Genomic DNA, 14629 nt, shown 5'->3' with positions numbered 1-14629 from the left:
TTTTGCCATCATGACAGCGGGTGCGTTGCACTTTGTCGGGACCGTAGATGTGGATGGTGGCTTGGCGTTTGCCGAAGCCGACAACGTCACCTGGGATACGGATCTCACGGCGGGCGCGGGGATGTCGGTCAGCGATGGGCTGGATGTGACCATGAGCGGCGCGGTGGCGGTCACCGGTGACGCCACCCTGCAACGGGTGGGGGAGGTGGTGGCCAGCGATGTCGTGCAGGTGGGCGGGGATCTCACCATGGATACGGCGGGCGCCATCACCCTGGCCGCCGCGACCACGGTGGGCGGGAATGCCACCTTGACCAATGTGGGGGATGTGACGGCCAGTGCAGATCTGGACGTTGGTGGTGCTCTGTCCGCGACCACGGTGGATAACCTAGTCGCCGTCGGGAACATGCATGTGGGCGGTGGCATGACCTTCGCCGGCGTCGAGATGGCCACCTGGCATGAGCGCCTGACAGTGGGCGGCAGCCTTGCTGTCAGCGCCTCACAGGATGTCACCATGACCGGAGCGGTGACCGTTGCCGGGGATGCCTCCTGGCAACGGACAGGAAAAGTTGTGTTCGACGATGTATTGCAGGTGAGCAGGGATCTCACCCTGGACACCATCGCCACTGTGGCCCTGACAGGCCGCGCCACAATGGGCGGAGATGCCACCGTGCAGAACGTGGCCAGCGTCACGGCCTCTGACGAGGTGGATATCGGCGGTGACTTCTCTGCCACGACCTCAGGCATCCTGCATGTGGTTGGGGATATGCAGGTCAAAGGTGGCCTGGCATCGACAGCGGTCAAGACGCACACCTGGGATGGCAACCTCACGGTGGGCGATGGTCTGGCCATCAGCAAGGCACAACAGGTGACCCTGGCCGGCGCCGTTGCCGTCACGGGGGATGCCACCCTGCAACAGGTGGAGAAAAGCGCCACCGGTCATGCCGTGCAGGTGAGTGGCAAACTGACGCTCCAGGAGATCAAGGAAAGCCTGATGCAGGGTGGGATCACCGTCGGCACATCCCTGCTGATGGATCAGGTGGGGAGCTTCGCCGCCAAGGATTTTCTCCGAGTCGGTTCCGACATCCAGGTGAACAACCTGGCCACCAAGGATTTTCTCCAGGCCACTTCCACCCTTCCGGCAACCCGGATCACCTCCTTCTCCGTGGGTCAGGAGATGACCGCGGGCGGCATGGCGACCTTCAGGAATCTCACCGACCTCTCTGTTGGCGGACGCACGGAACTCCTCGGCAAATTGACCGTGGATGGCATGGATCGACTCTTCACGGGGGGAGACATTCTCGTCGGGGGTGACATTCTGGTGCGAGATGCGGGTTCCATCGCTGTTGGGGGCGTGCGCACCATGGGCTCGGTCTCCCTTGCCGTCATCTCGGATCTGGTGGCGCGGGGCAATGTGGTCGCCGGGCAGGGCTCCCTTACCGCCCAGGGTGTCGCCCAGGCCGATTTTCAAAGAGCGGTGACCGTGCGCGACGCCTTGTCCTGGCAAAAAGGCGGCTCCCTGCATATCGGCGGCGATCTCGATGCCAACGGCATCAATGTGACGGCCCGCACTCTTTTGAAGGCCGATGCCGCCGTGCATACCCACACAGGCTCGTTGACGGTCATGGCGGGGGAGATGGATTTTCTGGGCGGGGTGAACAGCGTGACCGGATCAGGCGTTGCCAAACTGACCCCTTTCAGCGCCACGGCACCCATCCGCATGGGATCGGCAGCCGGCATGTCCGCTGTGGATCTGGATCTCTCGGCCCAGGATTTGACCGCCCTGGGAGATGGTTTCTCCCTTCTGGATATCTCGACGCTCGATGAGGGGAATGCCGAGATCGAAATCGGTTCGGCGGAGCTGCGTCTTGATACCTGGATCCACGGTCCTGAAGTCCGGATCACCGGTTTGGTGAACATGGGTCAGGATCTTCTCCTGGAGGTGGATCAGGATCTTGTCCTGAACGGTGGTATCGCCACGCTGGGCGGTGGCAAGGGTGACCTGAACCTCCTGGTTGGTGGCAGGATGGTCCAGAACAGCGGCGTCATCGACATCATCGGCGGCTGGGTGGAGGCTGCGGTCGCCCAGGGATCCTTGACCATGGGTGATGGAGCGGAGATCCGGGGATCCGGTCACGTCCATCTCGATGCGGCCCAGGGGATCACCCTCTCGCGGGTCGAGAGCGACGGTACGGTCTTCGTGGTTTCCCATGCCGGGGCCATTCAGGATGGCACCGCCGCCGAAGAGGCCAACGTCGTCGCGCAACATGCAACCCTGGCGGCCACGCAAGGCATGGGTGGGGCCGGGGCGGCGGATATCGATCTTGCCGTGGCCACGCTGGAGGCCGAGAACAGCCAGTCAGGCCCGTTGAGCGTGGAAAATCAGGGCTCTTTGAGTATCGAGGGCGCCGGCATCGAGAACAAGGGCAACACCACCGGGTTGGTGGCCCACGGCGATCTGACGCTGGCATCCGCCATCGTTATCGACAGCGGTGTTTTGCATGTGGCAGCGGATGGCGATCTGATCCTGGAGTCCATTTTACAGCTGCCTGAACATGTGACCCTGGAAGCGGGTGGCGACATCCACCAAAAAGTGGATCTGACCGTGGCCCAGGGCGATGCGGTCCTGCTGGCACGCGGCGCCATCTTCATGGAGAGTGACGTGCAGATCGTCACCCGGACGGGCGGGTCGATTCTGCTTGACGCCGCCAAGGATATCCAGCTGGGAGTCCTCACCTCCTCCGGGGATGTGGTGGTGATCGCAGAGATGGGATCCATCCTGGGCAGCGGGAGTGCCGTCGTGGATATCACCGGGGAGACGATGATCCTGCAAGCCGGCGCCGGAGTGGGTTCGGCAACCGATGCCCTCAAGACCAACGTGACCACCGCTTCGATTGTGGCCGGAACGGAGGGCATCCACCTGGAGGAACAGGATGGCCTGGCCCTGGCCAAGGCTTCGGTGTCGGTGGGGCAGGTGAGTGCGGATCTCACCGTGACCCCTGCGAACTACGATGCGCGTGTGCGTGCCGAATCGACCCTGAAAACTCTGAGCAAAGCGGGCACGGGCAGTTTCGAGACCGACGGCGTGCTGCATGTCAAAGTTGACAGCGGTGATTTCAGCATGGCCGATGGTTCCCAGGTCACCGCAGGCCAGGCCATTGAGATCGTGGCCAGCAAAGGCGCCGTCGGTTTGTCTCATGTGGTGAGTGGCGCCACCATTCACATCAAAGCCGACACCATCACTGACAACTCAACGCCCGAGACAGCCAACCTGGTGGCGCGTGGTCAGGTGACCCTGGAGTGCCATAAGAGCATCGGCGCTGCCGATAAGGGGGCGATCCATATCGATGCACCCACGCTGGCGCTGACCAAGAGTGGTGATGGCCAAGTGCATGTGGAAGGGCGGAACGGTCTGTTGGTAACGGAGCTGCACGTTTACATCCCGGGTGGCATACAAAATTTGGGAGATGTATTGGATGTGCGGGTGAAAGAGGGAACCCTGCTGACCCGGGGCTCCTTGAAAGTCAATGCTGCCAACATGATTGAAAACGACCCCCTGTCCAACGACCTGGTTAGCCACACCAAGGGGCAACTGCAAATTCAAACATTGCCGAATATCAAGAGTGTCACCGATACAGGCGTGGTGAGCGGAAAATCCGAGCAGACCAGCGGATCGCAACCAACCGGCAGCGCATTCGTGGGCAACCCTCTGGATGTGTTGGTTTCCAATCTGGATATTTTCAAGAGTGTGCAGGATGGGGTGGTCGGTCATGTTCCGACCCAGGTCACGTTGAGCGGAGTGGATGCTGCGAGCTCACTTGCGCATGTGATCACGCAGGCCAACGGAACAAACGCACTGTCCGATGTCGTCACACAGGCCGGTGGCAACAACCAGAACCAATCCACTATACCCGACAATACACCGGGTCACATCCTGGGCCACAACCTTTCCGCTCCCCATGCCGCCCTCGGCGCTTTGTTGGACAGGCCAAACCAGGATCGTCATGGCCCTGAAAGTGGCAAGTCATCGACGGAATCGGCTTTTGGCAACAAAGACGCCACCAAACCGATCACCGTCACCGACGCGCGCGTGCAGGTCGCCCAAACCATGGTTTCCGAGCCGACTTTGCATCTGATCAGCGAAGTGCTAGTCTCCACCCTGCTGGCCAAGGAGGGTCAGGTCACGCTTGAGGATCTCCACGCTTCTTTGCAGAACAAGCTGGGTGACGGTCAAGCGGTGTCGAAGGAGGAGTTGGTGGCATTGCTGATCGCACTGGGACTCGATGGCATCTTGCAGCAGTAGCGAGGTAGGTGGTGATGAAAACGGGTGGTTACGTTTTTGTGGATGGCCTGGGACACGTCTCTCTGGTCAACGGCATGGTGCGTTTGGAGTTTGTGGCTGCGTCAGCCTCCGCCCGGGATGCAGAAGGAAAGTCTGTGCTCGAACCATCCCAGACCTTGGTCATGACGCCACAGGGTTTTATGCAAATTTTCAGCAACATGGAAAAAATGATGGAGCGCATGGTTGAGGCGGGTATGGTCGTGGATCCCGGCAAGGAACGTCGGGCCGGCCCGGCGCGAACGAAAAGCAACGTTGTTGCCGACAAAAAGGGCGCATGAAGCGCCAAGCCTCGCACTTCCGCATGTGATCGGCCATGTCGTTCATGGAGTGGGAGGAGCTGGTTGAACTGGCGGATGGATCCCTGACGGAGGAGGCGTTTTGGTCGACGCTCCTGGAGCGGTGCGCCCTCCACGCCGAGGCCAAATGTGGTTGGATCTTTGTCGACAAGGGTGGTCATCCGCAAACCAGGATCATCTGGCCGGAAGGGGGGGGGTTGGGCCGCTATCCCGGTGTGGCCCGACGGGCGGAGCAGATGGCCCGCATGGCTGCACAACAGGGACAGGCCAGGGAGACGCAAGGGGAGTTTGGCCTGATGCTCGCCGCGCATCTCGGGGTCGATGCATCTGGAGAAACGATCGTTGCGGTGTTCCTGATCGACCCGGAGTGCGCACACTCTTTTGAAGTGCTGGTGGCGGAGTTGGGTGCTCTGCCTCATATTCCGCGTCTGCACCATCTGGCACACGATCTCGCACTTGCCCGCCTGGAAGGAAACCACCTTCTGGAGGTGTTGCTCCTGACGGCGGAGTTGGCCCATGCCAAAAACTTCACAGAAATGGCCATGAAGATATGCAACCATCTGGCCACCCGTTTCTCCCTGGAATGGGGCACCCTGGGTTGGCAGGAAGAGGCGGGCATGCGTTTGCGAGCCGCCAGCCACATGGACGGTTTCGAGCGGACCGTCTCGCTGGTTCAGGTGATTGAATCCGCCATGAGCGAGGCCGCCGACCAGGACGAAGAGATCCTGTATCCGGCGCCTGTAACGAGTCGTTCCATCATCCGGGATCATGAAATTTGTCATCGGGAGCAGGGGGGCGGCCATCTGCTGAGTCTGCCCGTCCGTTTCCGGAACGAGGTGGTGGGCGCCGTGCTCTGTACACGTTGGAGCCCCCCCTTCTCCGCCGAGGAGGTGCGTCTGCTGCGCTTGACCCTGGACATGGTGACGCCGGGCGTGGTGACACGGCGAGGAGCGGAACGAGGGGTCGGCGCCTGCCTGCTCAAACTGGTGCGTGAGGGCGCCGGTCGCATCCTGGGCCTGGAACGCACCTGGGCCAAAGTCGGCATGTTGCTGTTGGCGTTGGGATTGGGCGTTCTGGGAACGAGCACCTTATCGTACAGGGTGGAGGGGTCGTTCATGCTGGCAACGGACGACCTGCGCGTTCTTTCCGCACCCTACAATGGTTATATCGAGGAGGTGTTCGCCAAGGTGGGTGACATGGTGGCGCGGGGGCAAAAGCTTTTGACCCTGGATCGCCGGTCTTTGCTGTTGGAAGAGACCGCTGCCACCGCCGAGGTTGCCCGCTACGCCACAGAGGCGGAGAAAGCGAAATCATTGCACAGCCTGGCGGAAATGCGTATCGCCATGGCCCAGATCGCCCAGGCTCAGGCCAAAAAGGAGAAAATCAGCTTTCATCTCGGCGCTGCCGTGATTCAGACGCCGGTCGCCGGGATTGTGGTGGAGGGTGATCTGGCCAAACTTCTGGGCGCCCCGGTCAAGGAGGGTGACACCCTGTTCAAGGTGGCCTCCATGGAACACCTTTACATCGAGATCGATCTCATGGAGCGGGATCTACACGAAATCGGGGTGGGCAAAAAGGGCGAGATCGCCTTTCTAGGACGTCCACAGGAGTCCTTTCCTGTGGAGGTGGAACGGATCGATCCCATCGCCGTGGTCAAGAAGGGACAAAATATTTTTGTCGTTCGTGCCAGGGTATTGGGCCACACCGCCCCCTGGTGGCGACCGGGCATGAGTGGCGTTGCCAAAATCGACGTGGAAAAACGCTCGATATTGTGGATCTTCACCCATCGCATGGTCGAATTTTTACGGCTGCTCTTTTGGTGGTAATCATTCATGCGACGCAACTATTCACCACTCTTTCAAAAACAGCCTGGACAGGAAAGCCTTTGTCAGGGCTTCGCCCCGAACCCCACCAGGACTCCGTCCTGGACCTGCCAGGGAGCCAGCCCCCTGGACCCCGCTTCCAAGAAAAGCCTGGACATGAAAGCCTTTGTCAGGGCTTCGCCCCGAACCCCTGACAAAGTTTTTCATGTCAAAGCTTTTCTTGATGGGTGATGGATCGTTACCATGGATTCCAATCTGGCATCCGATCCTGTCTCTGGTGAGGGGTGGCGCCGCGTGGCCGGGATGCGTTGTGCCTTGCGTCCCAGCATTCGCACCTGGTACCAGGCCTTTCATGGCGGTCGTTGGCGCGTTCTGTTCGACCCGTTCAACAATCGTTTTTTTCGTTTGCAACCAGAGGCCTGGGATTTTGTGGCCCGCTTGCGGCGGGATCGCACGGTGGAGGAGATCTGGCATGAAACCGTGGCCAGACATCCAGACACGGCGCCCAACCAGGCAGAAGCGGCCATGATTCTCATCTCTCTTCTGCAAGCCAACCTGATGGCTCAGGAGTCCGCCCGGGATCTGGAACAAATTTTTGCCCGCCACGAAAAAAAGGGCCGGAAATCCTTGTGGGTGCGCATCGCAGGCCTGACCTCACTCCGCATTCCCCTGCTGGATCCGGATCGATGGCTCGTGGCTGTTTTGCCCTGGGTGCGTCCTGTGCTGGGGCGGTGGGGCGGCATGTTGTGGCTGGGTGTGGTGCTCGCCGGCCTCAAGGTGGTGATCGAGCATGGGGAGCGGATCCGGGATCAGGCGCAAGGCATCATCGCTCCAGACAACCTCCTGGTGCTGTACCTAGCTTTTGCCATCTTGAAAGCCTTCCACGAGTTGGGCCATGCCTTGGCTTGTCGTTATCTGGGGGGGGAAGTCCATAAAGTGGGTCTGGTGTTGGTATTCCTGATGCCCATGCCCTACATGGACGCCACCGCCAGTTGGGCCTTTCGCAACCGTTGGCATCGCGTCATGGTGGCCGTCTCCGGCATGCTGGTGGAATTTTTTCTGGGTGCGTTGGCGGCACTCTTTTGGAGCCAAGGCGAGGGGGGCATGCTGCACGCCTTGGCCTACAATGTCATGTTTGTAGCAACTGTCTCTACCGCACTTTTCAATGCCAACCCTCTGCTCAAGTATGATGGCTATTACATACTTTCCGACATTTTGAACATGCCCAATCTGGCCCAGAATGCCCGGAAACAGTTGGTCCATCTCATGGAAAAATACCTGCTGGGCATATCCGGCAGTCAGAGCGTGGCCAGAACACCCAGGGAGGCCTTCTGGTTCTTCCTCCATGGCGTGGGAAGTAGTATTTATCGCCCATTGTTGTCGATTGGTATTATGATATCCATTATCGATAAATATTTTATTTTTGGGTTACTTATGGGATTGTCCGTCTTCGTCTCCTCGGCTATACTGCCCCTGTATCGTCTGGTACGGTACCTGATGATGTCTCCCACCCTTGCCCAACATCGGCGTGCGACCAGCATCAGGGTTGTCCTATTGTTCATCCTTGGTTTTATCCTGTTAGGCTGGTTGCCCTGGTCGCATACTTTGCGGGCCTCCGGAGTGGTGGAGGCGGAACGCCACCTGGCGGTCATCGTGGATACACCGGGTCGGCTGGTGGACGTTCTTGCTCCCTCCGGTCGGCGCGTGGCAGCAGGGGCCCCTTTGTTTCGCCTGGAAAACCCCTCGTTGACGTGGGATGTGGCCATGGCCAGGGCGCAACGAGAGGAACTAGAGGCCATGCAAAGACGGGCAGGCAGTGGTCGGACGGCGGATCTCGCCCCTCTGGCCAAACAGTTGGCGTCTGTCACAGCCAATATTGCCTCCCTGGAAAGCATGATAGACGCCCTGACCGTGCGTGCCAGACAGGAGGGGGTGTGGGTCACGGACACCAACGTGATGCATTTTGGCCGCTGGATCGGACGCGGTGAAGGAAGTGGGTGGATTGTGGACACATCCTCCTTTCGCTTTACCGCCGTGGCTGTGCAGGAGGAGTCTTCGGCCCTTTTTTCCGAACCGGTGGAAAAAGTTGAAATACGTCTCAAAGGTCAAGGAGAGAACATTCTCGTGGGTGGCCGGGTTCGGGTCGTGCCTTTTCACCACCAGCAATTGCCCTCGGCGGCTTTGGGGTGGATGGGAGGTGGCAAGATTGAAGTGGCCGCAGACGATAGGAGTGGTTTGACAGCCGTAGAGCCTTTTTTCCTGATTCAAGTGGCATTGCCACCAAATGGCGCAACGGCGCTGGTGCATGGACGTACCGGGGAGGTTCGCCTTTCCTTGCCAAAAAAATCCCTGCTGGTGCAATGGGTGCAGGAGTGGAGAGCCTTTTTGCAGTCACGTTATCAAATATGATCCTGCCCACCGTCGAATACCGCCTCCTGAACCTGGAACAGCCAACCCCGCCCCAGGTCGGGTTGGACGGGTGGCTCCACGCCGCCCGAGGATGGCTGGAACAGAGACGCGGAAAAACCTTCGCCGATCGGGTTGCCGCCATTCTCGATGAGTTTCAGGGGTGTCGGTCGTTGACGGAAGTGGAGTTGTCGCAACGTTTGCAGCAACAAAGGATCCTCCTCAAACGCACCCCTGAAGCGCGTGTGGATGCGGTGTGCCCCCTGCTGCTGGAGGTGGTTCGTCGCCAACTGGGCACGACGTGCGGCCCCGAAATGGTTCAGGTGATCCTCGGGCTTGCGGAAGGGTTTCTGGTCGAACATTTTCCGCGTACGGAGCGCGTCCTGGGTACCGTTCTGGCTGCGTTTCTGGCGACCTGGCGCGGACCGTTCTGCCATGTGCTGACCAGCAACGACGCTTCGGCTCTGGAACACGCCCGCCTGGCCACCGTGCTGGGTACCCCCATCAACCTGACGGTTGGTTTGGTACGGAGTGGCATGGGTGAGGAGGAGCGCAACCGGTCATACGCATGTGATGTGACATGCGTGGCGGTGCGCGAGGCGGTGGTGGATTTTTTGCGCGACCGGCAGCGGGTCGGCGTTGGGCGGGTCGCGGAGCGGAATCGTTTGCGTTGGCTGGTCAGGCCCAACGAGCGACCGGACCATCTTGCCATGCGGGGTCTGGCAACGGCTGTCGTTGCCGAAGCCGATCTGGTCATGCTGGATGCGGCGCTCGTGCCGGGCGTATTGTGGAAGCACAGTGTCGATCCGGCCTTTTTGGAGGCAGTCAAGGTATGCCTCTCCCTGCTGTCGGAGTTGCAGAACTCCGTCGATTTCACCATCAATGCCCTGGCGGGTAAGGTGACTTTGACAGCGTCAGGCCAAGATAAAATTTGCGCATCTCTGGCAGGTTTTCCGCCGACCTGGCGCAGCAAGCCACGGCGCATCGAGGTGATGGAAAAGGTGTTGACGGTCGCCTGTCTGTTGCGCCGTGAGCGTGACTATCGGGTGATGGAAGGACGGGTGGTGCCCGTGGACCGTGCCTGGGATCCCGCGCTGCGTCAGATACTGGAGGTGATGGAAGGTGTGGCGTCGTCTTCCGCTCCAGAAATGGAGGCACGCTGTGCCATCACCTCCTTTTTATGTTCCTACCCCAGGTTTGCCGGCATCACGGCGTTGGCCTGTCATGACCGGGGGGACTATTGGTCACTCTACGACAAAACGCTGCTATGTACCCACCAACGTTTCACACAACCCCACCCCATTCCCCAACGCTTGTTTGCCACGGGTGAAGAAAAATGGCGGGCCATTCTGGAGGAGATTGCGTCGACCTTGGCGGGCGGAAAGTTGGTGTGGGTCGTGGTGCGTCAACCCGGCAGCGCCCAAATGTTGGTCAATCTGCTGCGCGCACGGAGGGTTGCGTTTTTGTCCGGCCACACAGACCCTCGGGTTGACATGGTGGTCAATCCCGATGGCGAAGAGAAATGCCCCCCCAACCGTCAGATCCTGGTGGCGGAAATGCTGGACAACCAGTGCCGCGTCCATAAGCTGCTTGCAAGGGAAACTGAAGAGGAGCAAGTGGGTGGTTCTTTCTATGTCAGTCTGGACGAGAAGAATGTACAGGCCCATGTGCCGGCCATATTATTCTCATACTTGACGGAAAAATATCCCTGTTATAACCTGCTCGCCGCAGCCATGCTGCGCTGGGTGCAACACCGAACCCGTGCGATAGAGAGTCGAAGACGGCGCATTGTCCATAAAACAAATACCTTGTGGGAGTAGATAGACCGTATAATTACAACGAAGGTGGCACAATGGCGATCAAGATGAAAACAATTGCCTTGGTGCTCGCCGGTATCTTGGGATGGATGCAATCCGGATGGAGTCGGGAAGAAGGCCAGCCCGCAGCAATGAAAGTGAATTTGAAAGAGTTCGTCTCCGAGGTTTTACAGAGAAACGGCAAACTGACCATGTCACGGCTTGACGCCGAAATCGCTGAAAAGCAGATCGATCATGCGAAAGGTGATTTTGAACCCCGTGTTGTCGCCGCAACGAAATACCGTGATGAAATGACCCCCAATACGGTGGAGGAGAGCATGCAACGATCCTTCCTGCCGGAGTACTACGAGCGCAGCAAAGAGCATAAGGTGGGGTTGAAAAAAAAGATCATGGCCACCGGTGCGCAGTTGGAAGTCGAATCCGGCATGCGGGAGATCAACAACACTCTCCAGACAGGAGACAGCACCGGTGGAGAGTTCAAAACTTTTGAGGGAGTCACCCTGACACAGCCCCTGCTGAAAGGGTTTGGCAGCGCGGTCACGTCCAACATGCGTCTGGCCTCCGGGGACGCGGAGTTGGCCAAAGAGCGCGGAAGATTGTCCGCCATGGAACTTTTGGGCCAAGCCGCCATGTCCTACCTTGATCTGTGTTGGTCCAAGAAAGTTTTGGATATTCGCCAGGAAGCGGCAGATGTTGCCCGCAAACTGCTGGTCGATGGAGAGGCGCGGGCCAAGGCGGGGCGAACGGCAAGCTCCGAACTCCTGGAATATCTCGCTCTGGTTTCCCAGAGAGAGGCCCAGTTGAACGCCGCCCGTCAGGCTCTGATCTCCGCCGAAGATGCGCTCTACAACCACCTCTTCATGCAACGGGATGTGGACAAGGTGAATGTCGAGACGACCGAGGCATTGGAAAGTGAAGAGGAGGCGCCACAGGAGATCGTCAGCCTGGAATATGCCTTCACCTTGCGACCGGAGTTGCGGATAGCCAAAAAATCAGCCGCCCAGGAGGATGTGCGCATCGTCTATCTTGCCAACCAAAAGCTGCCCCAATTGGACTTGGTAACCAGCTATGGTTTCAACGGATTGGCGCACGATACATCGAAACCATTGAAGATGCTTAATAATGACCACAATAAAGTCTGGAGTATCGGTTTGCAGTTTGATGTTCCCCTGTTTGGCGGGGTGTCGGCAACAAGTCAATGGGATGCGGCCAAAAAGCGCAAGGAGAGGGCGTTGCTGGATATCAAGAACACCGAAGTCCAGATTGCCAACATGGTCCACACCCAGATGAAACAGGTGGAGAATGGTCGCAAGGAGTGGAAAACCATGCAACGTTTGACCCAGGCCAGTCAGGAGAAGTGGAAAACAACCCTGGCCGATCATAAGGCGGGTCGAGGAGAGTATCGTGACCTGTTGCATCAGGAGTCATTGGTGAAACAAAGTCAGGAGGCGGAAGTCCAGTCCCTGCTGCGCTACCGCAAAGCTTTGGTCAGTCTCTACCTGGCCGAAGGAAGCATGTTGGCACGCTTTGGCGCGGAGGCGTTGCCACGCACTTCCACTTCTGAACAGCCCGATGCCACACCTGTCGACAAGCAACAGTTTGTGGAAGTCTGGGATACCATCCAGGCCTGGGCAGAGGCCAGAACCACTCGCGATGTCAAAAAATATCTCGGTTTTTACGCCCCGGAGTATCAACCAGACGAAACGACATCACGCAAATCCTGGGAAGAAAATATGGCGGAAACCTTTCGCAACATCGGCGAAGAACACATTTCCACGGAACAAATTTACTTGCGACAAACTGAAAACGGCTACGTTGAAGCCACGTTCGACCAACATGACATTTTGTCCGATTCTCATGTCGTGGAGGCCAAGAGTCTGATATTTACCAAGATAGGTCCAGCATGGAAGATTATCATGGATCGGGTTCTGGTTGAGCCCTCTTCAAAAACAGAGGCGCAGAATGAAAATTCTGGTCAGTAACCTCGTGCAACGAAAACTCTTCTGGGTTCTGGCCCTGGTCTGGCCTTCGGTGGTCCATGGTCTGGAGGGCAACCCGATCCAGGATCCCCCGCACTCGACGCCACTGACACACGCCATGGTTGGCTGTTTTACCGAACCCAGAAGAGATGTCAGCATGAGCATGCCCGTCTCTGGCAGGGTTTTGGTCGTCGGCGCCCGGGAAGGCGAAACCGTGGCGCCTGGCCGGTTGTTGCTGCGTCTGGAAGATCATATGCAGCGCTTGAAAGTTGGATTGGCCCGTCATGTCGCCGAAGATGGATCCCAGTTGGGGGCCGCCAAAGTCAAAGAAAAGAACGAAAAATTTCTTCTTGCCATGTTCGAGGAGTTGCACGGCAAAAATCGCTCCATCAGCCTGGAAGAAATGGAGAAAAAACGTCTGGAAGCCAAAGTGGCCGCCCTGGAGCGTGAACACCTTGAATATTTAAAAAATGAAGAAAAAATAAGTTTTCAAGTGGAAGAGGAGGAACTCAAAAAGCTTTCCCTTTTCTCACCCATGGCAGGTGTGGTACTGCGACAAGCCATGGAGGTGGGAGAAACGGCCCAGGCCAACCAGGTGGTTGTGCGGGTGGCTGATACCAAAACCGGTCTGTTGATCTGCAATCTTGAAGAAAAATGGGCCAAACACCTGGCGCCGGGTGGTGTTGTGCGCCTGAAATTGCAAACCATGAATGCTGAGGTGCAACGCGAAGGAAAAGTGGTGTTCCTTTCGCCGGTCATGGATGTGGCAAGCGGTCTGGTTGAGGTCAAAGTCGAGTTCGATAATACCCATCAGCCTGTGCGACTGGGTGCGCCGGGGCAAATTGAAATACCGGATCAACAACAGTGAATGCGATTCAGCACCTTTTGAATCCCCCCCTAGCATAAGTAAAAACCGAGAACAGGAGACTTGGAAATGAGCAAAGACAGCCTGATGGTTCCAGAGAGCTACATTGAAGGGATTGGCGACATCAGCTTCAACCTGGGTATGGTGCGCATGAATCTCGTGGGACTTTCCCACACGGAGAAAGATGACAGCGGCAATCCAGTTCCCGAGACCCGGCAGCATTTGGTCATGTCCCTGCGCGGTTTTTTGGTATCCCTGGCAGCCATGCAAAACATGTCGGAAAAATTGGTGGAAGCTGGCGTTCTCCAGCGTCGCGACGCGGAAAAAGGAACGGGAAAGAAAAAAGAATAAAGGCTTTTTGCGGCGCGCAGCCGACGCAAAAACCTGGTTGAACTGAACGTGGCCTTGGGAGGGATGGGGTCTATAGAATTTTCACCGGATGGATGGCGGTGATGCACAGCGGAAGGGGCATATCCAAGCACACTGATGTTCCAAATTTGACGCCTGGGTGGCCTTGGTAAAGACGTTCCTGAGGTAAACATTTGCCCGGGAAGATCCTTGGTGGTGATGGGCCAGACTCGGAGCGCAACCTTTCCGCTGAACCGGACTGCGGATGGTGGCCAGGAGCTTCTGGATTTGTTCGTGGGTCAGAACCCGTATTTCCCTTTCATCCAAAGGTGAGGCTGGCGACGGGCCAGCGGATGGAAGGGATTTTATGGCAAGAGCGGCTGGGAGGGAGGTGCCGCACAAGAGGCTGGGAGCCAGCTACGGCGAAGCCGTTCAGTTCAACTATACCTTTTAGCCCACAGTATAGTTGAAATGGAGAATGATGGCGAAGGGAGAAAAAATAGCCGTCTCTGGACCGGTGGAAGGTTCTGTCGGACAAGTGAACCAAGACCGCTGCTGTTTCGTAAGCTTTGGAAATATTGGATAATATTTTCGGCTTGGGAGAGGGTCTGCGAGGTTTTTCAGCGCACGAGAAAGCCCCCCGGGGAGGAGGGTGGCGGACCAAGAGCTACCCAGGCGGGAAAATTCTCAGAGAAAAATCTTTACACTCGATGTTCAAGTTTTTCCCTTCTTGACAGTTTTTTCACCCGTCAAACA

General features: G+C 57.9%; 8 protein-coding genes. All 8 read left to right on the top strand.

The window, feature by feature from the left end; genetic code table 11:
• A partial coding sequence (locus HQL63_13880; protein ID MBF0177918.1) for a hypothetical protein occupies positions 1 to 4300 on the top strand: 4300 nt, incomplete at its 5' end.
• Between the two features lie 14 nt (positions 4301 to 4314).
• On the top strand, positions 4315 to 4617 hold the full coding sequence (locus HQL63_13875; protein MBF0177917.1) for a hypothetical protein: 303 nt from the start codon (positions 4315 to 4317) through the stop codon (positions 4615 to 4617).
• Positions 4618 to 4652: 35 nt separating this feature from the next.
• On the top strand, positions 4653 to 6461 hold the full coding sequence (locus HQL63_13870; GenBank protein ID MBF0177916.1) for an efflux RND transporter periplasmic adaptor subunit: 1809 nt from the start codon (positions 4653 to 4655) through the stop codon (positions 6459 to 6461).
• Positions 6462 to 6701: 240 nt separating this feature from the next.
• Positions 6702 to 8867 carry a hypothetical protein gene (locus HQL63_13865; protein MBF0177915.1) on the top strand — a complete coding sequence of 722 codons (2166 nt, stop codon included), beginning with the start codon at positions 6702 to 6704 and terminating at the stop codon, positions 8865 to 8867.
• Positions 8864 to 10684 (top strand): hypothetical protein, encoded by a 1821-nt coding sequence (locus HQL63_13860; GenBank protein MBF0177914.1) that lies wholly within the window; start codon positions 8864 to 8866, stop codon positions 10682 to 10684. Before HQL63_13865 ends, HQL63_13860 begins: the two co-directional genes overlap by 4 nt.
• A 128-nt stretch (positions 10685 to 10812) precedes the next feature.
• Positions 10813 to 12663, top strand: coding sequence for a TolC family protein (locus HQL63_13855; protein MBF0177913.1), 1851 nt, complete (start codon positions 10813 to 10815; stop codon positions 12661 to 12663).
• Complete coding sequence (locus HQL63_13850) at positions 12644 to 13528, top strand: efflux RND transporter periplasmic adaptor subunit (protein MBF0177912.1); 885 nt, start codon at positions 12644 to 12646, stop codon at positions 13526 to 13528. The genes HQL63_13855 and HQL63_13850 overlap by 20 nt, the downstream gene beginning before the upstream one ends.
• Positions 13529 to 13594: 66 nt before the next feature.
• Positions 13595 to 13876: a hypothetical protein gene (locus tag HQL63_13845; protein MBF0177911.1), complete on the top strand. Its 282-nt coding sequence runs from the start codon at positions 13595 to 13597 to the stop codon at positions 13874 to 13876.
• Positions 13877 to 14629 lie beyond the last annotated feature (753 nt).

Source organism: Magnetococcales bacterium (genome assembly GCA_015231175.1).
Lineage (GTDB): Bacteria > Pseudomonadota > Magnetococcia > Magnetococcales > DC0425bin3 > HA3dbin3.
Note: the sequence above shows the minus strand (reverse complement) of the source record. Positions and strands in the feature narration are given on the sequence as shown.